This is a genomic window from Rickettsia senegalensis (assembly GCF_056135685.1).
Map to the genome: position 1 here is coordinate 611315 of NZ_JBVYTQ010000001.1, position 22701 is coordinate 634015.

The window sequence follows — 22701 nt, forward strand, 5'->3', positions numbered from 1 at the left end:
TCTTTATCTCAATTTGTTTAAAAGCTTATTCTATCCTCTAAAGGACTAAAAGGCTGAGCCGGTTTTAACAATTCCTGCGTTAGTATAAATTTGGTTTTTTTCTCGATATTCGATAAAAAAGGTAAATGTAAGCTATGGGAATGCTCTATCACTGCATACTTATCCCATTCTGGATATTGCCTATTTAGATTTCCTATAGGATCAGCAGGACCATAAACCTCTATACTACCGAATCTATATTTTTTTAAGGGATATAATTCATTATCATAAAATGAACTCTTCGGATACTTATCTCGAACTGCTAAATTAGTATGTATAAATTTGTTTTGTTCTTTATGAAAAATAAAAATATCTAAACAAGCTTTTTTGCATATATTATAAGCTCTCTCGTAGGAAACAGTATAACCGAGTTGTTCAAATTGCGGTAATATTTGTTGCAAATGTATTTCGTCTTCATGCATAATACCGATATCTAAATCATCGTCAAAAGGAATTATGCCTTGATGTCTAACGGCTCCAAGCAGAGTGCCGCCTTCTATCCAATAATTAATATTATTCTTACCAAGTAGCTCATGAGTATCTTTCATTAGCTGATAAAGGCTAAGTGCTTTTTTCTCACTAATTCTATATTTTTTTACTTGTTCATCACTTAAGGTTACATATCGCCAGTCATGTTCTAATATATAAGCATAAAAAAATATGCCGGCAAATATAATTAATATTAAGCCTGTAATATTTTTAAAGGATAACATCGACTTTAATTTCATCATCTTTCATCTCAAATTGTATTTCTTCTGCCGATGTGACGTTTTTTAAATCTTCTGTTAATTCTGCAGATAATTCTATGCCGCTAACTTTAAGCAGTTTTATAGGAGCTTTTATAGATAGATTTTTCTCAGCTTTGAATTTTCTGACGATATCTAAAATTTCAAGCAGCCCTTCTGCTCCTTTTGCATCTATATTATAGTTTAAGTCACTGTAATTAGTCCAGCTGCCCTTAACGTGAACAGAATTTTCACTATATAATAGCTGATATAATTCTTCGGTAATATGCGGCACGAACGGTGCAAATAGTTTCAATAACATTTGCATAATATGATATAAAGTTAATATGCTACTATATTGTCCTTGCGGGTTTTTATTTTCTTCATCATAAGCTCGATTTTTACTTATCTCTAAATAATTATCACAAAATATTGCCCAGAAAAATTTTTCTGTTAAGTGCATAGCATTTGCATATTCATAATTTTGTAACTCATTTGTGGCTAGCTTAACTAGTTCTACTAGCTTATTAATAACCCACTGATCAAATTCGTGAGTAACTTTCTCTTTAATATCGAACAAGCTTACTTTTTTATCTTCATCTTTTAATTTCTCAAAATGTATAGAAACAAATTTAGCGGCATTCCATAGCTTGTTAACAAGCCTTTTGCCGTTTTTCATAACGTCTTCAGAATAGGCGGTATCGCTACCCAGTTTTGAATTTGCCGACCAATAACGTATGACATCGGAACCGTATTGCTCTAGCAGTTTTTCAGGTACTAAAACATTACCCTTAGATTTAGACATTTTACTTCGGTCTTCAGCTAAGCACCAACCGCTTACCATGATGTTTTTCCACGGCAAAGTATTTTGGTGTAAATGAGCTTTTAAGATAGTATAGAACGCCCAAGTTCTTATAATTTCATGTGCTTGAGGTCTTAAATCCATCGGAAATAATTTATCGTGTCTATCTTTATTAACAGTGAAACCATCAGAAATACCATGAGTAGAAAGTTGAGGCGAAACGGAACTTGTTGCCCATGTATCCATAACATCTAAGTCAGGCTCTACTTCCTCCTTACTATAACCTATAGGCAAATCTTTTAGGGGGTCAATAGGTAGTTGCGAGACATCAGCATATAAAATCTTGCCTTCCTCACCGGCTCTTTTAGAGTACCAAACAGGGAAAGGTACGCCGAAATAACGTTGCCTACTTATGCACCAATCCCAACTAATGGCGTTAATCCAATTCTCTAAACGAATCTTCATATTTTTAGGATGCCAATTTAACTCACTTGCTCTTTTAAGTAGAGCTTCTTTATGTGATATAGTTTTAACGAACCATTGCGGTACGGTTAGTATCTCAAGAGGAGTCCCTGACCCCTCAGCACATTTAACGGTATGAGTTATCTCTTCTTGTTTAGTAAGTAAATTCTGCTCTTTTAAAATATCTATTATTTTTGTCCTAGCTTCTTTAATTTTTAATCCGTCTATAGCAATATCATGAGGGAAATCTATCGTACCTTTCTTAGTTACAATAGTTTTTAAAGGCAAATTATGTGTTTTCCACCAAGTAATATCCGTTTGATCACCAAATGTACAGCACATAACTAAACCCGTACCTTTATCCTGTTGTACTAAAGGATCGGCAAGTAGCGGAACTTTAGCATTAAACAGTGGAGTAACGGCAAATTTGCCCGCTAGATGATTATAACGCTTGTCATCAGGGTGATAAAATACGGCGACGCAAGCTGGTAATAACTCAGGTCTTGTAGTTGCAATAGTAATAGACCTCTTCCCAAACTCTACTTCTAGAGGTAATTTGTGCGTCAATCCGGTACTCGCATCCTCGCGTACTTTTATGTACGCTGCGGTACTGCGTTCCGTGTTTCCTACAAATTCCTCTCTATAAGCGAATTTGGAAAAAGGTCTATCATCTTCTTCAATTTCAAAAGTAATATAATTCATGAAAGAGGTTTTTTCCTTGTCCTCAATATCAGCTTGAGCAAGAGCGGTGCCGTCTACCGGATCCCATAATATTGGCTGATCATTGCGATAAACCTCGCCTTTTTTAACTAAATCAAGAAAAGACATTTGAGATATTTTTCGAGATAAAGGACTGATAGTTTGGTACTCTAAACTCCAATCAACCGATAATGCTATTTGGTTAAATAGACTTCTAAACCTCTCTTCTTCATTTGCTACTACCTCTTCACAAATTTTTATAAACTCAGATCGAGACATATTATAAGCTTTGATCTGTTTTTGCTTTTCAACAAGTCTCTCGGTCGGTAGCCCGTTATCATCAAAACCCATAGGATAGAAGATATTTTTACCCGTCATACGCTGAAAACGTACGATAAAGTCGGTTTGCGTATAGCTATAAACATGTCCGATATGTAACTGCCCCGAAACCGTCGGCGGCGGCGTATCGATTATATAAGTTTCTTCTTTTGAAATATTTGGATCATACGCATAAATTTGTTTTTCTTGCCAAACTTGCTGCCACTTTTTTTCATTTTCAGTAAAATTATAATTTTTTGGAAATTCTTTCATATGTTTTATTCGTGTTTAAGAATATTATTATAAAGATTATATGCGATTATGACAAGATACGTTTCTTTTCTTTGATATGATTTGGAGATTTAGAATTTGTGCAGCAGGTTGCTGCACAATATCGTATTTATTTAAATTTAAAAAATTACTTTTTTACAATTGAACGAATAAAATTTTCTTCACGATGTGTAATTTTGGCAATAAGAGAAATTTTAAAGCCTTCAGTAAACATTTCTTTTGCTACAATTACCGCTCTGTTGTGGTCTCCTATCTCAATACCTTGTGCCACACCTTCCTCTCTTCCTTCTTCTCTATATGTGTCAGCGATAGTTTTCATAATAATATCCTTATCTTGCGGTAATAGATGTTTATTCAATACTTCTACTAATTCAGGTTGTTTTTGTTTTGATAATTTTGCATCAGTATACCATAAGAACGATCTTAGGTAAATATAACCTTTTTCTTTATCCAATATTATAATATGTTTAAACTTTGTTAAAAATTTTTCCCATAGTTTTATCATATCACGCATGTGTATATATTTCATCATATATTCTAGCATGCCTAAATGCTTTTTCTTGATGATTCGGTAATCCTCCCATTTTTAATCGCAATAGAGAGTAGAGAGTTAAGTTGCGAGAGCTAATTTTTGTATTGGTGTTATACCGCCAATAGCCATATTAAGTCTTTCGTTATTATAAGACCAAAGCCATTGAGTTGCAAGATCCTGTGCTTCTTGTATATTAACAAATAAATACTGATTTAACCAATCATATCTTACAGTTCTATTATATCTTTCAATATATGCATTTTGCTGAGGCATGTCTGGCTGAATGAATAATAACTTGATATTCTTTTCTTTTGCCCACTTGCTCAATAATTTACTGATATATTCAGGTCCATTATCACAACGTATAGATTTTGGCTTACCTCGCCATTCTATAATTTGATCTAGTGACCTGATAACTCTTCCTGCTGACAATAAAAAATCAGTCTCAGTACCAAGGCTCTCTCTATTAAAGTCATCAATCACATTAAATAAACGATATTTCCTACCATTCTCTAAACTATCGTGCATAAAATCCATGGACCAGCAATCATTTATTGTTTTAGACACTATAAGCTTTTTAGGCTTTGCTCTAAGTAATCTCTTCTTAGGCTTTATTCTCATATTAAGGGCTAGCTCCTTATATATCCTGTATACACGTTTATGATTCCAACCAAAACCTTTGATATTACGTAAATATAAAAAGCAGAGGCCAAGGCCTCAGTTCTTTTGATCACCTACTAAACGCATTAGCTGGCCTGCTATAATATCATCCTCAGATGATAGCTTCCTTTTATATCTATAGCATGTTTCGCTGACACCAAAGATCTTGCATGCACTCCTTATAGAAATATCTTTTTCTCCAGATATTATTTTAGCCATCTCCCGCCTTTGAGATGGCTTCCTAACTTTTTTTCAAGTACTTCCTTTAATATATCAGCTCTTAGCCTTTCCTCAGCATACATCTTTTTAAGCCGTGCATTTTCCGATTCTAACTCCTTTAATTTAGTAATCATCGGTAAAGCTATACCACCATACTTTGATCTCCATTTATAAAATGTCGCTGATGGTATTTTGTGCTCTCTCAGTATAGACGCTACAGGCATCCCACCGCTCGCTTGCTTTAAGATAGACATGATTTGGCTATCACTGTGCTTTGATATTGTCATTTATAGAATCTCCTCCTTTGTTTCTAGAAAATTCTACTCCTTTTGTCGATTGTTTTTGGGGGGGTTACCATTTCATCATCTGACATAGCTTGCAAATCTACTAACCGGTAATCTTCCGTCATTAATTTATTTGCCATTACACTATCAGTAAATAAACTCCATAGATTTCTTGGAGCATTATAAACTGCTTTGCCGTTGTAAATAACTAAATTATAAACTAGCGACAATTTATCCTTTCCTTTTTTGTGTCTTTCACATAATAATAGCGTATATTTCCATAACCGCAAAGCCGTCCAATAATCAATTGTTGATTGAGCTTCTATTAACACATATACAAAAGCTTTTTCTTCACGCTTGGTACTAATTTTATATACTATATCACTATATTTCTTGTTTAAAGATTCCTCTATATAGCTTTCTTGCTCTAACGTTATTTTTGATAAATCTATTAGTTTCTTAAAGTCCTCGGGTAAATAATATTCTAAAAACTCCTCAGCTGCTATCGGGTTGGTCATTATTGTTTTTACTAATGAATCATGTTTTAATTTTTTTGACCATAAAAATTTAGTAGCTTTATTTTGCAGCGTATTTTATCTTAAATTATCTATAATATCTACATTTATTTAAATTTAAAGTTTAATATTAATAATGCCAAACAAACTTTTACTTACTTTGAGGTTAATGCGGGCAGATAAGCCGGTACCTTATATATTAGTTTTTTTTCCTGCTTTATTTGGATTATTGCTTGCAAATCCTTCTAACACGGAATTAGCTTATTTATTACCGTTATTTATTTTAGGTAGTATAACGACAAGGAGTAGTGGGTGTATTATTAACGATATATTTGATCGGAAATTTGATCAACGCGTTACAAGGACTAAAGACCGACCTTTAGCAAGCGGCGCTTTATCTGTTTCTTATGCTATTTTTATACTGCTTATTCTTAGTATTATCTCGCTTTGTATCTTGCTACTTTTAAACAAAACAGCCATATATACAGGTTTTTTTGCGGTAATAATGATTAGCCTATATCCGCTAACGAAACGTATTACCTACTTCCCGCAAATATTTATGGGCTTTACTTTTAAGCTCGGGGCATTAATAGCGTATGCGACAGTTCAGAATAAACTTGATGCGGCAGCAATTATTATGTATTTAGCATGCTGTTTTTGGGCAGCCGGCTATGATACGATTTACGGCTATATGGATATAAAAGACGATAAGAAAATAGGAGTAAAATCTTTAAGCATATATTTAGAGAACAAGCATCCTAAATTTTGGCTTTATGTATGTTATATAGGTTTTATATTATTATTTATCTTAGCAACAAAGATAACTAACCGTAATATCGACTATTTACCTATTTTAGCTGCTTTAATTTTACTGATATTGCAAGTAGCGACTCTTGATACCCGAAATCCAGCTGATTGTATGACAAGATTCAGAGCTAATAATTATGTCGGGGTACTGTTAAGTTTAGTATTTTATTAAAAAATAGTTTATTTTTTAACTTTTTATTAGTATGATTACTCTAAATAATAAAAAGGATATGAACTATGTTAAGAAACAATACTGATAAAAAATCTTTTGCAGCATTAATAAAAGACCCAACAGCAGAATTTTATTATTCAGCATATTTTTTGTGTTTTATAGAAAAATTTACTGACCCTTTGGTTTCAAGAGGGGATAAATATCGCTTGCATACTGATTCTAAAAAATTTTGGAGTAGCAGTGAGTATAATAGTCAGAAAGTTTATAATCGTGAAGATGTAAATAGCATGATATTTGATAAAGTAGCAGAAAAATACGGCACTAAAGATAAATCTGCATTTAAAGAATATATACATATTATCCGTAATAATTATATGGATATCGAGTACGCCGGACACATTAGAGCAGGTTGAGAATCTTATAAAGTACCTAAGTTTTGTAGACTTGTAAATGATGATTGCTATAAAGAACTAACAGACATTATAGGAGTAACTCCTGATGCTTACTTAGAAGCAGTATCTCATTAGACCTCTTCGGAAACTCGCTTATATGTAATAGTTGAGATTTAATCTTACATTTAGTAAAATTAAGATAATATTAAATGGAGGATTAGAGATGAATCTAAATCAAAAAATAATAAAGCCAAAAATAGGATTACTAGAATTAGCTAGGAGTCTTGGTAGTATATCGTCAGCATATAAAGCTATGGGTTACAGTAGAGACAGTTATTATAGGTTTAAAGAGTTATATGAAACAGGAGGAGAAGAAGCATTATATGAGATTAGTCGGAAGAAGCCAATTATAGCGAATAGAGTTGATCCTGCCGTAGAGAGAGCAGTATTAGATATGGCAATAGAATACCCCGCTTATGGTCAGCTGCGAGTATCAAATGAGCTTAAAAAGACTGGTATTCTTGTATCACCTGGAGGAGTTAGATCTATTTGGCTACGTAATGATTTAAATAATATCAATAAAAGACTTAAAGCATTAGAAGCCAAAATGGCTCAGGATGGTATTGTTCTTACCGAAGCTCAGTTACAAGTATTAGAGAAACGGCGTAGCGAGAAAGAAGCTCATGGTGAGATTGATACACAGCATCCAGGTTATCTAGGATGCCAAGACACATATTATGTAGGTAATTTTAAAGGCATAGGCAAGGTATATTCTCAAGTGTTTATTGATAGTTACACTCGGGTTGCAGAGGCTAAACTATATACTGATAAAACAGCACTTACCGCTGCTGACATGCTTAATGATAGAGTGTTACCATGGTATGAGAGTCAGCAAATACCAGTACTTCGTATTTTAACTGATAGAGGTGGTGAGTATAAAGGTAATATAGAACATCATGCTTTTGAATTGTTCTTAAGCATTGAGGGTATTGAGCATACTACTACTAAAGCATATTCTCCTCAAACAAATGGTATGTGTGAACGTTTTAATAAAACTATGAAACAAGAATTCTTTGATACTGCTATGCGTAAAAAGATCTATACTGATCTTGATGATCTACAACTAGATCTTGATATTTGGCTAGAATATTATAATAATGAAAGACCGCATTCCGGTAAATATTGCTATGGAAAAACACCTATGCAGACTTTTATGGATAGTAAAAAGTTAGCTGTTGAAAAGAATAACGAAATCTTATATCTTGAATACTCATCTGACAGTCATAACTTATCAGACATTCAGATATAATTTTTATAATGTCTGTAAGATTAAATCTTGACTTCTACAGCTTATAGGGAGTAATTTGTACGTCGATCCGGTACTCGAATCCTCACGTATGTCTATATACGCTGCGGTTCTGTGTTCCGTGTCTCCTTCAAATTTCTCACTATAAGCGAGTTTCCGAAGAGGTCTATTAACGTACCGCTCTCACAGCCCAGAAGGTTACCATCGATATTACCGTTATATAAACCGCAATTGATAAAGAGCTACCTGTTACATGCCAAAGCATTAGGCAGATTGACGGGGTAAGGCGTCCGATTAATGAAGAACCGATACTCCAGCCGATGCCGACTAGCATATATTTATCAGAAGTTTTAAATAAATCATTTAACCAGCAATCTAAAGGTGCTAAGTGAGAAACGCCAAGTGTTATAATCCAAACACGTACGAAATTAACATACCATATAGAAGAATTATTTAAGAATAGCCATAAAGGAATAGTGGTTAAAATTATTATAACAAGAATACTCTTTAATAATTTAAGATAATGTAGTTTCGTTGTTAAATATCCGATTACTGGAATCATCACCATATCAAAAATTAGAAATTCAGTATTAAACTTCATCATCGTTTCTAAAGATATATCAGTAATGAGAGGGATAAAACTATTCATAAATACGAACGGTATCATATAAATCATATACCAGAAACCGCCTGCAAAACTAATTCGTAAGATACTTAGCTTGTTGTTCCAAATTGTGGTTAGATCGTGTAATAGCGATGATACTACGTCATTGCGAGGAAAAACCGTAGGTTTTGACGAAGCAATCTTAGGCAAAACTCCTGAGATTACCACGCTCCTTTTGGTCGCTCGCAATGACGTATAATCCTGACTCTTCCTTAAAAAATAACCTATAAGGGCCGTAAATCCGCCAAATATGAAACATAAACGCCAATATGTATTATATTCTACATTTAAAACTATAGTACTGATAAATGAAGCAAGGATAATACCGACCATAGTAGATGTTTGATAAAGATAAGAAGCTTTAAACGCTTTTTTTTCTTCTTTATTCTCTAAAATAAATAATTTAGCAATAGCACATTCACCCTCGGAGTATACTCCTTGCAACGTCCTAAGCACAACTAATAATAGCGGTGCAAGCCAGCCTATTTGTGTATGAGAAGGAATTAGACCGATTAGGCTAGTTGTTAAAGCAACGCCGGTCAAAGAGTGAGATAAAGCAAAAACCTCACCGTATTTTTTAGCAATTACGCCAAAAAAATAAGAGCCTATAGGACGTGTAAATAATGATGTAGCAAGAACACTATAGGTAAGTATTAAGGCGACAATTTTATCATGATTCGGAAAGAAAATACCGGCAAGTAACGGTGCAAGAAAACCATAAAGTGCAGTATCAAAATGGTCCATCGCATTACCGATTAGAATCGAAAAATCCCTTTTGCTTAACGAATTGCTCATATACTAATAATTTAAATTTATAATGTATACTCGCTCAATTTGAAAAATTAACTACGTTGTTTTTTGCTTTTAATCCTCACGTACTAGTATGTATGCTGCGGTTAAAAGCTTCAAAACGCCTTGCTCTTTTCCAAATTGAGCTTCGTATAACTGTTCTTCATTTTGTAGGAGTATATAAGTATGTAATCTTCCTTGTAAATATTTTTTTAAGAGATATGATTATAAAGTTATAGCTTAAAGTAATTGTAATTAATGAATAATTTGAAACAAGGAAAGTTTATTACGTTTGAGGGCGGGGAGGGGATTGGCAAATCTACTCAATCTCAAATGCTCTATGAATATTTAAAATCTCAAAATACTCCCGTTATTTTAACTCGTGAAGTTGGCGGTACTGCCGTCGCCGAAAAAATGCGTGAAATCCTAGTACATGAAGAATTATTACCCATGTCCGAGCTATTACAAGCTATGGCAGCACGTTATGATCATATGGCGCGGAAAATTATACCGGCTCTGCAAGATGGACATATAGTAATATGTGATAGGTTTATTGACTCAACTGCATGTTATCAAGGATTAGAGCTAGAAAACGGCATAGATTTAGTTTATAATATGCACAAAACTTTAATGCCTTCTCTTATGCCGGATATTACGTTTTTTATTGATGTAGAGCTGGATACTGCTATTAAGAGAGTCAATTCACGAAATATGAGCAATAAATTTGACGTAAGAGGTATAGATTTTTATAAAAAAATCTATGATTGCTTTAAAGAATTAAGTAATAGATTTCCTGAGAGAATAAAAACAATTAAAGCATCAGATTTAAGTCCGCTTGAAGTACATGAGTTAATAAAAAAGCATCTATATACTCGGTGAATTTCAAAAACTGGCTACGTCGTTCTACAAGGACGAGGGTGCTCACGTATTAGGTATATGCTCCGCTCCTCGTCTTGAGAACTCCTGGCTCTTTTTGAAATTGACCTTCGTCTACCAACTCTTCATTTATTAGAATTATACTATGAAAAATACTTACTACATTACTACCCCTATATATTACGTTAACGATGTTCCTCATATCGGTCATGCTTATACTAGCGTTGCAAGCGACATTATTGCTCGTTTCATGCGACTTCGGGGTTTCGATGTAATGTTTTTAACTGGGGCTGACGAACACGGGCAGAAAGTAGAAAAAGCAGCTATTAGCAAAAATATCGATCCTCAAAAATTTACTGATCAGACATCGCAAAGCTTTCGCAATCTGATGACTGCTATGAATATTTCCAATGATGATTTTATCAGAACAACGGAAGATAGGCATAAAGAAGCCGTAGCTGTTTTTTGGCAAAAATTACTAGATAACGGTACTATTTATGAAGGTTTTTATGAAGGATGGTATGCAGTGCGAGATGAGGCTTTTTTTGATGAGTCGGAACTTACGAGTGACGGTTTAGCACCGACGGGTGCACCAGTTGAATGGGTTAAAGAGCCAAGCTATTTCTTTAACCTTTCAAAATGGCAGAATAAATTGCTTGAGTTTTATGAAGCAAATCCTGATTTTATTAGACCTATATCAAGGCGTAACGAAGTAATTAGCTTTGTTAAATCAGGTCTAAAAGATTTATCAGTATCGCGTACTACTTTTAACTGGGGGATAAAAGTTCCAAATAACGAAAAACATGTAATTTATGTTTGGCTTGATGCACTTGCTAATTATATTTCGGCACTCGGTTATCCCGAAGCACAAAGTAATTACGGTAAATTTTGGCCGGCTGATTTGCATGTAGTTGGTAAAGATATCTTACGTTTTCATGCGGTTTATTGGCCGGCTTTCTTAATGGCCGCTGAAATTCCGCTGCCGAAAACTGTTATGGCTCATGGTTGGTGGACGAATGAGGGGCAGAAAATTTCTAAATCTCTTGGTAATACCATTGATCCGATGAAATTAATCGATGAGTTCGGCGTTGATCAGGTTAGGTATTTTCTGATGCGTGAGGTAACTTTTGGGGCAGACGGTAACTTTGCTCGCAGTAATTTAATTACCCGTATTAATAGCGAGCTATCAAACAAAATAGGTAATTTATTGCAGCGTACTACATCTTTTGTTTATAAAAATAATGACGGCAAAGTGCCGTTAATTGAGCAAAATATCATTGATAAAATATATGAGCTACCGATTTTAAAAACCGCAAGTAAATTTGCCGAGCAGAATATTTTATTGATGGACAAAACAGAGATTAATAAAATTCTTGAAAATATTATTAATTTAGCCGAAGAGGCAAATATCTATATTGATAGTGAAGCACCTTGGAATTTGAAAAAAACCGATCCGGATAAAATGTTAGAGGTGTTATATACTTTACTAGAGGTGTTGCGCTATATTGCGATAATGCTTCTGTCTTTTATACCGAGTTCGGCGAATAAAATGCTAGATCAGTTAGGGGTAAATAAAGAAGAACGTTTATTTAAGCATTTAATACGTGATTATGCTTTAAGGGCGGGTAGCGATATTTTAGAACCTACCATAATATTTCCAAGATTTGAGGGGATGTTGTATGAATAAATTTTTATCGTCATTGCGAGAAGCAACTGTAAGTTTCGACGAAGCAACCTCAGGAGTTTATTTCATGAGATTGCAACAAAGCTTCGCTCCTCTCAATGAAGGTTCTAGTATCCATACAACAACGCCTGAAAGCAGGAATAACATCGGTGTTATAGCATGCTAATAGATTCGCATTGTCATCTGAATTTACTTACTAAAGATACGGATTTAGATTCTATCATTCAAAGAGCATTAGAAAATAATGTACAGTATATGCAAACTATCTGCACTAAAATTGAAGAATTACCGATTATTTTAGAAATAGCTGAAAAATATGAAAATGTTTTTGCTTCTGTTGGGGCGCATCCGTGCGAAGTGAATTCTTCTATTAGTCATTGCGAGGCACTGCAAGTGCTGTGGCAATCTCAGGAAGTTTGGACAAGATCGCCACGTCAAGACTACATCTCTCCTCGCAATGACGCTGAGGTAATTATTAAGCTTACCAAGCATCCGAAAATTATCGGAATCGGTGAGACAGGTCTTGATTATTATCATCAGCCTTACGATAAAAAATTACAGCAAGATTCATTTGTAGCACATATACATGCGGCATCCGCTACTAATTTACCTATTATTGTTCATACAAGAGAAGCAGACGAAGACACTATTGACATTTTAACCTCGGAAATGCGTAATACTAAATTTCCCGGGCTAATTCATTGTTTTATCTCATCAAAAAATCTAGCAACCAAAATGTTAGATATCGGTTTATATATTTCAATGTCCGGTATTATTACTTTCAAGAATGCAACCGATTTGCAGGAAATAGTTAAATATGTGCCGCTCGATAGATTATTGATTGAAACCGACTCACCTTATTTAGCACCTACGCCTATGCGAGGCAAACAAAACGAACCGGCTTTCGTTAGATATGTTGCCGAGAAAGTCGCCGAACTCAAAAATATCACATCAAAAGAAGTAGCAAATATTACTACTCGCAACTTCAAAACATTATTTTCTAAATTTGAAAAGCACACTCGTTTAATTTGAAAAATTGGAGACAAAGTCTCTTGCTGATAATCCTCACGTACTAGTTGTACGCTGCGGTCATCAGCTTCAAGACACCTTGCTCTTTTCCAAATTAAACTTCGTCTACCTACTTTTCATTTACTCATAGTATAAATAATACTTTATAAAATCATCAAGATTGGTAGTTTAAAGATGAAATTTATAAAATAACATGTATATATTTATAGTATTTCAATTATTAGTATATTTAATATGGAATTTGATCGTAAGAATGCTATCATTGGTTTTTTAAAAGAAAATGAAGGGCAGAAATTTACCTCTTATGGAATAGCTGAATGGCTTGTAGAAAATTACATTGAAGAAGCAAGACTCAAAGCAAATTCAAGTACAAATAAGAGATTGTTAGAAGCAAAGACTCAAGAAGAAAAAGGTCATGCCTCCATATTGCAGTTACGCCTATTAAAAAGCTATACGTTCAATAAGAGTACCAATAACCTTATCATGAATATCCAATGACTTGGAAAAGCAGATTGTCTTACGTGCAAGCCTCTTGCATCTCGTTCTAAGGTTCAAGTTACTTCGTTCTATCCGTTGAGTGTATTTTTTACTGATAATATGCTTTTTTTGTAGAAGTCAAGATTTAATCTTACAGACATTATAAAAATTATATCTGAATGTCTGATAAGTTATGACTGTCAGATGAGTATTCAAGATATAAGATTTCGTTATTCTTTTCAACAGCTAACTTTTTACTATCCATAAAAGTCTGCATAGGTGTTTTTCCATAGCAATATTTACCGGAATGCGGTCTTTCATTATTATAATATTCTAGCCAAATATCAAGATCTAGTTGTAGATCATCAAGATCAGTATAGATCTTTTTACGCATAGCAGTATCAAAGAATTCTTGTTTCATAGTTTTATTAAAACGTTCACACATACCATTTGTTTGAGGAGAATATGCTTTAGTAGTAGTATGCTCAATACCCTCAATGCTTAAGAACAATTCAAAAGCATGATGTTCTATATTACCTTTATACTCACCACCTCTATCAGTTAAAATACGAAGTACTGGTATTTGCTGACTCTCATACCATGGTAACACTCTATCATTAAGCATGTCAGCAGCGGTAAGTGCTGTTTTATCAGTATATAGTTTAGCCTCTGCAACCCGAGTGTAACTATCAATAAACACTTGAGAATATACCTTGCCTATGCCTTTAAAATTACCTACATAATATGTGTCTTGGCATCCTAGATAACCTGGATGCTGTGTATCAATCTCACCATGAGCTTCTTTCTCGCTACGCCGTTTCTCTAATACTTGTAACTGAGCTTCGGTAAGAACAATACCATCCTGAGCCATTTTGGCTTCTAATGCTTTAAGTCTTTTATTGATATTATTTAAATCATTACGTAGCCAAATAGATCTAACTCCTCCAGGTGATACAAGAATACCAGTCTTTTTAAGCTCATTTGATACTCGCAGCTGACCATAAGCTGTAATAGTTGAGATTTAATCTTACATTTAGTAAAATTAAGATAATATTAAATGGAGGATTAGAGATGAATCTAAATCAAAAAATAATAAAGCCAAAAATAGGATTACTAGAATTAGCTAGGAGTCTTGGTAGTATATCGTCAGCATATAAAGCTATGGGTTACAGTAGAGACAGTTATTATAGGTTTAAAGAGTTATATGAAACAGGAGGAGAAGAAGCATTATATGAGATTAGTCGGAAGAAGCCAATTATAGCGAATAGAGTTGATCCTGCCGTAGAGAGAGCAGTATTAGATATGGCAATAGAATACCCCGCTTATGGTCAGCTGCGAGTATCAAATGAGCTTAAAAAGACTGGTATTCTTGTATCACCTGGAGGAGTTAGATCTATTTGGCTACGTAATGATTTAAATAATATCAATAAAAGACTTAAAGCATTAGAAGCCAAAATGGCTCAGGATGGTATTGTTCTTACCGAAGCTCAGTTACAAGTATTAGAGAAACGGCGTAGCGAGAAAGAAGCTCATGGTGAGATTGATACACAGCATCCAGGTTATCTAGGATGCCAAGACACATATTATGTAGGTAATTTTAAAGGCATAGGCAAGGTATATTCTCAAGTGTTTATTGATAGTTACACTCGGGTTGCAGAGGCTAAACTATATACTGATAAAACAGCACTTACCGCTGCTGACATGCTTAATGATAGAGTGTTACCATGGTATGAGAGTCAGCAAATACCAGTACTTCGTATTTTAACTGATAGAGGTGGTGAGTATAAAGGTAATATAGAACATCATGCTTTTGAATTGTTCTTAAGCATTGAGGGTATTGAGCATACTACTACTAAAGCATATTCTCCTCAAACAAATGGTATGTGTGAACGTTTTAATAAAACTATGAAACAAGAATTCTTTGATACTGCTATGCGTAAAAAGATCTATACTGATCTTGATGATCTACAACTAGATCTTGATATTTGGCTAGAATATTATAATAATGAAAGACCGCATTCCGGTAAATATTGCTATGGAAAAACACCTATGCAGACTTTTATGGATAGTAAAAAGTTAGCTGTTGAAAAGAATAACGAAATCTTATATCTTGAATACTCATCTGACAGTCATAACTTATCAGACATTCAGATATAATTTTTATAATGTCTGTAAGATTAAATCTTGACTTCTACACTCCAGGTGATACAAGAATACCAGTCTTTTTAAGCTCATTTGATACTCGCAGCTGACCATAAGCAGGGTATTCTACTGCCATATCTAATACTGCTCTCTCTACGGCAGGATCAACTCTATTCGCTATAATTGGCTTCTTCCGACTAATCTCATATAATGCTTCTTCTCCTCCTGTTTCATATAACTCTTTAAACCTATAATAACTGTCTCTACTGTAACCCATAGCTTTATATGCTGACGATATACTACCAAGACTCCTAGCTAATTCTAGTAATCCTATTTTTGGCTTTATTATTTTTTGATTTAGATTCATCTCTAATCCTCCATTTAATATTATCTTAATTTTACTAAATGTAAGATTAAATCTCAACTATTACAAATTAGCACCTTTTTAGAAGTTGCTTTATCGCAAAATAAAGAAATGGTTAAGCTTTTACTTGCAAAAGGGTCATGCCTCCATATTGCAGTTACGCCTATTAAAAAGCTATACGTTCAATAAGAGTACCAATAACCTTATCATGAATATCCAATGACTTGGAAAAGCAGATTGTCTTACGTGCAAGCCTCTTGCATCTCGTTCTAAGGTTCAAGTTACTTCGTTCTATCCGTTGAGTGTATTTTTTACTGATAATATGCTTTTTAGGGTCTAATAACCTAGCATAACTCCCCCATCCATCTGTATAGTAAAAAGTCACCTTGAAATTCTCTAGTTTTTTCAGTAATGATTCTAATGTGCTATCACATCTTGTACCAAACGTATAAGCAACTACTTTTAACGAAATCTTATCCAAGGCATACCAAAGCCATCGTTGTCTGGATTTATTCTGTACATAAGACCATTGTTCATCTATCTCAGGAGCAATAATTACTTCTGTTGTACTGATAGAATGATTTATTGTTTTTTAATACTAGATTTTTTTAAAACACGGATAACTGTATTGATACCCACTTTTAATACTCTTACTGTATCTCTAACTCCAGAGCCGTTGATTGACATTTCTACTATTTGCTCCTTAACTCCAGGCTTAGATGCATTATTAATATACTCCAATTAAAAATATCGATTACACCGCTTGCATTGATATCTCTGTTGTTTTGAAATTGAATATCCTGACTTTATTACTTCTTCTGTGTTGTTACAATATCTACACTTAACATCTATTTTTGCCATAACTCCTTAACTATAATTCTCTCTTATTACTGTTTGAGGATTATAGACTATTTACTCTAAACTGCAATACGGAGGCACGACCGGGCATATGTTGACAGATATGATCCCATCAGATGATACACTGCTCATTAAACAACGTAACACAGCATGGATAACTAAAATAGATCATTACTTTAAAGAATATAATAAAGATATTGTATGTTGTGTAGGAACAACACACTTATTTGGTGAATATGGCTTGCTAAAGCTATTAATAGAAAGAGGATATTTAATTAATAGAATTAACAATGATTTAAGTAAAAACAGATTCTCTAGCAATGATTTAAATGAATTAGAATCATCAGCTAAAGATTTATTTATCTATAACGAAAATATAAATGAGTGGTGCATCAATAAGGAATTAGACATAGAATCAGAGAATAACCTATTATATGAAGCAATAAGTTTGGCTAATGCATTCTATGAGTTTCAAAGTGATACTAGTATAGAAAATAATAATTGTGTAGAAAGTTTAGGATAAAATTAAATTAGTAGCCAAAATAAAAATCTCCTTTTATCTTGGCTACACATTATTTAAAACTCCTTTCTAAAAGAATTTTAATACTGCCTTTCAAAGCACAAAGTAAATACAAGCAGTCCTTGAAAGAAATTTATTATGTCTCTATAATTAAATATAATTCATTAAATTAAATTTAAGGCTAAGTAATCGTGAGTGATCAAAATTTTTCTAATTTAGTACCGGTAAATATCGAAGATGAGATGAAAGTATCTTATCTTGATTATGCTATGAGTGTTATAGTAAGTAGAGCTATACCGGATGTTCGGGACGGCTTAAAGCCGGTACATCGCCGAATTATCTATTCTATGCATGAAGCCGGTAATCATGCTAGCAAACCTTATAGAAAATCCGCAAGAATAGTCGGTGACGTGATGGGTAAATACCATCCGCACGGTGATAGTGCTATTTACGACTCGTTAGTACGTATGGCACAAGATTTTTCCTTGCGTTTACCGCTTGTAGACGGGCAAGGTAATTTCGGCTCGATGGACGGTGATGCGGCGGCGGCAATGAGATATACCGAATCTCGAATGGCCAAAGTTTCGCATAAGCTTGTAGAGGATATCGATAAAGAGACTGTCAGCTTTAACCCTAATTACGATGGTTCTGAAGAAGAGCCTTCCGTACTTCCTGCAATGTTTCCCAATTTATTGGTTAACGGTAGCGGAGGTATTGCGGTCGGTATGGCAACTAATATCCCTCCGCACAATTTAGGTGAGGTTATCGAGGCTTGTTGTTTATATATAGATAATAACGATATAGAAATATTAGATTTACTCGAAGTCGTTAAAGGACCAGATTTTCCTACAGGTTCAATGATTTTAGGCATTAGCGGTATTAGATCGGCATATCTTACTGGTAGAGGTAGTATAATTATGCGAGGTCGAGCCGAGATTGAGAATATCGGTAATAACCGTCAAGCAATTATTATTACCGAAATACCGTATATGATAAATAAAGCAAGACTTGTTGAAAAGATTGCTGAGATGGTTAAAGAGAAACGTATTGAGGGTATAAGTGATTTACGTGACGAATCGAATAAAAACGGTGTAAGAATTTTCATTGAGTTAAAGAAAGACGTAGTTGCTGAGGTAGTCTTAAATCAAATATACGCATGTACGCAGCTACAAACTAGTTTCGGTGTTATTATGCTTGCTCTTAAAGACGGACTACCGAAAGTGATGAATTTGAAAGAAGTAATTGCGGCTTTCGTTAGTTTTAGGGAAGTGGTAATTACTAACCGTACTATATATTTGCTAAATAAAGCAAGAGATAGAGCGCATATTTTACTAGGGTTAACCATTGCCGTTAGTAATATCGATGAAATAATACGTATTATCAAAGCTTCAAATGATCCAAATGCAGCTAAACAAGAATTAATGGCACGCAGCTGGGATGCGTTAAATATTCTACCGCTTGTGAAGCTAGTTGATGATAAAGCAATGTTAAATGTGCAAGGCAAATGTAGCTTTACTGAGGTGCAGGCTAAGGCAATCTTAGAGATGAGACTACAACGTCTAACCGCTATGGAGAAAAACAAGCTTGAAGAGGACTTAAAGAACCTCGCTACGGAAATTGCCGAGTACCTTAATATACTTGGCTCTCGCACAAGGTTGCTTGAGATTTTAAAGGAAGAGTTAATTAAAGTTAAAGAAGAATTTGCGACTCCTCGTCTTACTTCAATTGAATTCGGCGAATTTGATCAAGATATAGAAGATTTAATTCAACGTGAAGAGATGGTTGTAACCGTAACGCTTGGCGGGTATATCAAGCGTGTACCTCTAAGTAGCTATCGTTCGCAAAAACGTGGCGGTAAAGGTAGATCAGGGCTCTCAATGCGTGATGAAGATATTACCACGCAAGTTTTTGTCGGTAGTACTCACACGCCAATGTTGTTCTTCTCAAATATAGGTCAGGTATATAGTTTAAAATTATATAAATTACCTTTAAGTAATCCGCAAGGTAAAGGAAGACCAATGGTTAATATATTATCGTTGAAAGAAAATGAGCATATTACAAATATTATGCCGCTACCTGAAAATCAGGATGAGTGGGATAATTTAAATATTATGTTCGCAACTGCCAAGGGTAACATCAGAAGAAGCGATTTATTAGATTTCAAAAAAATTCAGTCGAACGGCAAAATTGCTATTAGGCTTGATGAGGATGATAAATTAATAGACGTAAAACCATGTAAAGAAGACGAGCATATTTTACTTGCAACCAAAGCCGGTAAAGCTTTAAGATTCCCTGTTGGATCGCTGCGTGTTATTAAGAGCCGTACTTCCGACGGAGTGCGAGGTATGAAACTTGCTAAAGAGGATTCGGTAATTTCTATGACCGTGCTTAAAGGCATCAGCAGTACAAAAGAGGATAGAGATGCTTATTTAACAGTGCCATGGGAAAAAAGGCTTGAGATTGCTAAAGGTGAGAAGTTTAACCTTGAAGAGTTAAGTGTAACTTTGACTGCAGATTCTATTTTAGAAATGGCAAATTCCGAAGAATTTATCTTGACGGTTACAGAGAACGGTTTTGGTAAAAGAAGCTCGGCTTATGGCTATAGAATTACTGACCGTGGCGGCAGCGGTATAATCAATATGGATATTAACGACAAAACCGGTTTAGTCGTCGGTGTTATGCCGGTTAAAATGGATGATGAGCTAATGCTGATCACCAATAGCGGTAAGTTAATTCGCTGTAAACTTGAGTCAGTGCGTATTACGGGACGTAACACTAGCGGCGTAATCCTATTTAAGCTAGATGAAGGTGAAAAAGTCGTATCTGTCTCTTTAATTGCTGAAACTTCTGAAAGCGAAGAAGATAGTGAGTTAAAGGAAGATTTAGAGCAGGCAGAAGAGGTGTATACTTGATGAACTTCAAAAACTGGCTACGTCATCCTACAAGAGCTGTGGTGCTCACGTATTAAGTGTAATAGTTGAGATTTAATCTTACATTTAGTAAAATTAAGATAATATTAAATGGAGGATTAGAGATGAATCTAAATCAAAAAATAATAAAGCCAAAAATAGGATTACTAGAATTAGCTAGGAGTCTTGGTAGTATATCGTCAGCATATAAAGCTATGGGTTACAGTAGAGACAGTTATTATAGGTTTAAAGAGTTATATGAAACAGGAGGAGAAGAAGCATTATATGAGATTAGTCGGAAGAAGCCAATTATAGCGAATAGAGTTGATCCTGCCGTAGAGAGAGCAGTATTAGATATGGCAATAGAATACCCCGCTTATGGTCAGCTGCGAGTATCAAATGAGCTTAAAAAGACTGGTATTCTTGTATCACCTGGAGGAGTTAGACCTATTTGGCTACGTAATGATTTAAATAATATCAATAAAAGACTTAAAGCATTAGAAGCCAAAATGGCTCAGGATGGTATTGTTCTTACCGAAGCTCAGTTACAAGTATTAGAGAAACGGCGTAGCGAGAAAGAAGCTCATGGTGAGATTGATACACAGCATCCAGGTTATCTAGGATGCCAAGACACATATTATGTAGGTAATTTTAAAGGCATAGGCAAGGTATATTCTCAAGTGTTTATTGATAGTTACACTCGGGTTGCAGAGGCTAAACTATATACTGATAAAACAGCACTTACCGCTGCTGACATGCTTAATGATAGAGTGTTACCATGGTATGAGAGTCAGCAAATACCAGTACTTCGTATTTTAACTGATAGAGGTGGTGAGTATAAAGGTAATATAGAACATCATGCTTTTGAATTGTTCTTAAGCATTGAGGGTATTGAGCATACTACTACTAAAGCATATTCTCCTCAAACAAATGGTATGTGTGAACGTTTTAATAAAACTATGAAACAAGAATTCTTTGATACTGCTATGCGTAAAAAGATCTATACTGATCTTGATGATCTACAACTAGATCTTGATATTTGGCTAGAATATTATAATAATGAAAGACCGCATTCCGGTAAATATTGCTATGGAAAAACACCTATGCAGACTTTTATGGATAGTAAAAAGTTAGCTGTTGAAAAGAATAACGAAATCTTATATCTTGAATACTCATCTGACAGTCATAACTTATCAGACATTCAGATATAATTTTTATAATGTCTGTAAGATTAAATCTTGACTTCTACAACTGCTGCCGCTCCTCGCCTTGTGGATTCCTTGCTCTTTTTGAAGTTGTGTCGCAGTATACTACTGTTCATTTTACTTTGAAGTATAATGGTGATGTTGTTTTTAGTTAAGGCGTTGTTGCGTGGATCGGCAAACCTACTCAGTGTCATACCGCGACTTGTTCGCACAACTGTCCGAAGTTAAAATGAACAAAAGCCATTTAATAGCTAAAAATGGTATTTTTAACGTAAAACATTAAAAATACTACCAGCAATAGTTGTAAAAACAATTGCTTATTCTACTTATTTTTCAGCTTCGGACAGTTGTGCGGCTTGTTTGCGGTATCCAGAAAAATAATAAAAAAATTCTGTAAACTAGAATTTTTTTCTTCCTTGCTTCGTCGAATTACTTCGTAATTTTCCTCGCAATAACGTTAATTTATTAACTACTCTGCTTTTAATTAGCAATACCTCCCAAAGAGCTTCTAGAAAAGTATTGCAACACTAATTTTTCTCTCTATAATAACTGTATGTTGAATTTATGAATATGCAAATATTAACTTTCCAGTCTTTCTTTACTACTACAACCGGTTCAAGCCGGTAACAATATTTCTATATCTTTCTTTTAATTATATCCACCCCTTTAAATTAACTAATTATTATTAGGTAAGTTTTATGTTTAGTAAAATACCACTTATTTTAATGGCTATTATCATAGCTATCATATTGTTAAACCCACTAATGAGTCTAGAAGTAAAAAGGTTATTATATTCAATAAGTCAATCTATAAAATCTACAATTAGATTATTTCTTCCTTTAATTATTTTTGGCTTACTTTTTAAATCTGTTGTAATGCTAGCCAAAGATGCAACACGTATAGTTTTCTTAATATTATTACTAGTGCGTGGGTCTAATTTTGTTCTACTTTCATAAGTCAT

Annotated in this window: 15 protein-coding genes and 7 pseudogenes; 11 read left to right on the plus strand and 11 right to left on the minus strand. The window is 34.2% G+C overall.

The window, feature by feature from the left end; genetic code table 11:
* Window positions 1–17 precede the first annotated feature (17 nt).
* The 5 genes and pseudogenes from AC0ODJ_RS03240 to AC0ODJ_RS03260 form a co-directional block, all read right to left on the minus strand.
* Window positions 18–770 (minus strand): LicD family protein, encoded by a 753-nt coding sequence (locus tag AC0ODJ_RS03240; protein WP_474465025.1) that lies wholly within the window; start codon window positions 768–770, stop codon window positions 18–20.
* Complete coding sequence (locus AC0ODJ_RS03245) at window positions 739–3318, minus strand: valine--tRNA ligase (RefSeq protein WP_218460581.1); 2580 nt, start codon at window positions 3316–3318, stop codon at window positions 739–741. The genes AC0ODJ_RS03240 and AC0ODJ_RS03245 overlap by 32 nt, the downstream gene beginning before the upstream one ends.
* A 145-nt stretch (window positions 3319–3463) precedes the next feature.
* A complete protein-coding gene (locus AC0ODJ_RS03250) occupies window positions 3464–3790 on the minus strand; it encodes a hypothetical protein (protein WP_474465026.1) in 327 nt (108 codons plus the stop codon).
* A gap of 156 nt (window positions 3791–3946) precedes the next feature.
* Window positions 3947–5034 (minus strand): annotated as a pseudogene (locus tag AC0ODJ_RS03255) (IS3 family transposase).
* Window positions 5035–5099: 65 nt separating this feature from the next.
* A pseudogene (locus AC0ODJ_RS03260) lies at window positions 5100–5618 on the minus strand (Rpn family recombination-promoting nuclease/putative transposase); the annotation flags it as partial.
* Window positions 5619–5682: 64 nt separating this feature from the next.
* Here AC0ODJ_RS03260 and ubiA point away from each other — a divergent pair.
* From ubiA to AC0ODJ_RS03275, 3 genes are all read left to right on the plus strand, one after another.
* Complete coding sequence (gene ubiA / locus AC0ODJ_RS03265; protein WP_218460003.1) at window positions 5683–6525, plus strand: 4-hydroxybenzoate octaprenyltransferase; 843 nt, start codon at window positions 5683–5685, stop codon at window positions 6523–6525.
* A 65-nt stretch (window positions 6526–6590) separates the two neighbouring features.
* Window positions 6591–6938: a hypothetical protein gene (locus AC0ODJ_RS03270; RefSeq protein WP_218460004.1), complete on the plus strand. Its 348-nt coding sequence runs from the start codon at window positions 6591–6593 to the stop codon at window positions 6936–6938.
* A 202-nt stretch (window positions 6939–7140) separates the two neighbouring features.
* The gene (locus tag AC0ODJ_RS03275; protein WP_121834048.1) at window positions 7141–8226 is read left to right on the plus strand and encodes an IS481 family transposase; all 1086 of its coding nucleotides are present in this window, start codon (window positions 7141–7143) and stop codon (window positions 8224–8226) included.
* A 3-nt stretch (window positions 8227–8229) separates the two neighbouring features.
* Here the strand turns inward: AC0ODJ_RS03275 and AC0ODJ_RS03280 are convergent.
* Window positions 8230–8400 (minus strand): annotated as a pseudogene (locus tag AC0ODJ_RS03280) (palindromic element RPE1 domain-containing protein); the annotation flags it as partial.
* Complete coding sequence (locus AC0ODJ_RS03285) at window positions 8393–9682, minus strand: MFS transporter (RefSeq protein ID WP_218460590.1); 1290 nt, start codon at window positions 9680–9682, stop codon at window positions 8393–8395. The pseudogene AC0ODJ_RS03280 and the gene AC0ODJ_RS03285, both read right to left, overlap by 8 nt.
* A 252-nt stretch (window positions 9683–9934) precedes the next feature.
* On the opposite strand from AC0ODJ_RS03285, the gene tmk reads away from it, so the two are divergent.
* The 4 genes from tmk (at window position 9935) to AC0ODJ_RS03305 (ending at window position 13763) form a co-directional block, all read left to right on the plus strand.
* Window positions 9935–10555 (plus strand): dTMP kinase, encoded by a 621-nt coding sequence (tmk, locus tag AC0ODJ_RS03290; RefSeq protein WP_474465029.1) that lies wholly within the window; start codon window positions 9935–9937, stop codon window positions 10553–10555.
* Between the two features lie 142 nt (window positions 10556–10697).
* Window positions 10698–12239: a methionine--tRNA ligase gene (metG, locus tag AC0ODJ_RS03295; protein ID WP_218460588.1), complete on the plus strand. Its 1542-nt coding sequence runs from the start codon at window positions 10698–10700 to the stop codon at window positions 12237–12239.
* A 156-nt stretch (window positions 12240–12395) separates the two neighbouring features.
* Entirely contained in the window at window positions 12396–13268 is an 873-nt protein-coding gene (locus AC0ODJ_RS03300) for a TatD family hydrolase (RefSeq protein WP_218460586.1), read from the plus strand.
* A 231-nt stretch (window positions 13269–13499) separates the two neighbouring features.
* Entirely contained in the window at window positions 13500–13763 is a 264-nt protein-coding gene (locus AC0ODJ_RS03305) for a hypothetical protein (protein ID WP_474465030.1), read from the plus strand.
* On the opposite strand, the pseudogene AC0ODJ_RS03310 reads toward AC0ODJ_RS03305, so the two are convergent.
* Both AC0ODJ_RS03310 and AC0ODJ_RS03315 read right to left on the minus strand, forming a co-directional pair.
* Window positions 13707–13880, minus strand: a pseudogene (locus tag AC0ODJ_RS03310) (IS1 family transposase); the annotation flags it as partial. The gene AC0ODJ_RS03305 and the pseudogene AC0ODJ_RS03310 overlap by 57 nt on opposite strands.
* A gap of 31 nt (window positions 13881–13911) precedes the next feature.
* Window positions 13912–14748: pseudogene (locus AC0ODJ_RS03315) on the minus strand (integrase core domain-containing protein); the annotation flags it as partial.
* 65 nt (window positions 14749–14813) lie between these two features.
* On the opposite strand from AC0ODJ_RS03315, the gene AC0ODJ_RS03320 reads away from it, so the two are divergent.
* On the plus strand, window positions 14814–15899 hold the full coding sequence (locus tag AC0ODJ_RS03320; RefSeq protein WP_121834048.1) for an IS481 family transposase: 1086 nt from the start codon (window positions 14814–14816) through the stop codon (window positions 15897–15899).
* Window positions 15900–15939: 40 nt separating this feature from the next.
* Here the strand turns inward: AC0ODJ_RS03320 and AC0ODJ_RS03325 are convergent.
* Both AC0ODJ_RS03325 and AC0ODJ_RS03330 read right to left on the minus strand, forming a co-directional pair.
* A pseudogene (locus AC0ODJ_RS03325) lies at window positions 15940–16251 on the minus strand (helix-turn-helix domain-containing protein); the annotation flags it as partial.
* A gap of 163 nt (window positions 16252–16414) precedes the next feature.
* Window positions 16415–17109, minus strand: a pseudogene (locus tag AC0ODJ_RS03330) (IS1 family transposase).
* Between the two features lie 100 nt (window positions 17110–17209).
* Here AC0ODJ_RS03330 and AC0ODJ_RS03335 point away from each other — a divergent pair.
* The 3 genes from AC0ODJ_RS03335 to AC0ODJ_RS03345 all read left to right on the plus strand — a co-directional run bounded on the left by AC0ODJ_RS03335 (window position 17210) and on the right by AC0ODJ_RS03345 (window position 21746).
* The gene (locus AC0ODJ_RS03335; protein ID WP_474465031.1) at window positions 17210–17629 is read left to right on the plus strand and encodes a TraB/GumN family protein; all 420 of its coding nucleotides are present in this window, start codon (window positions 17210–17212) and stop codon (window positions 17627–17629) included.
* A gap of 188 nt (window positions 17630–17817) precedes the next feature.
* Window positions 17818–20538 carry a DNA topoisomerase (ATP-hydrolyzing) subunit A gene (gene gyrA / locus AC0ODJ_RS03340; RefSeq protein ID WP_218459809.1) on the plus strand — a complete coding sequence of 907 codons (2721 nt, stop codon included), beginning with the start codon at window positions 17818–17820 and terminating at the stop codon, window positions 20536–20538.
* 122 nt (window positions 20539–20660) lie between these two features.
* Complete coding sequence (locus AC0ODJ_RS03345) at window positions 20661–21746, plus strand: IS481 family transposase (protein ID WP_474465598.1); 1086 nt, start codon at window positions 20661–20663, stop codon at window positions 21744–21746.
* Window positions 21747–22701 lie beyond the last annotated feature (955 nt).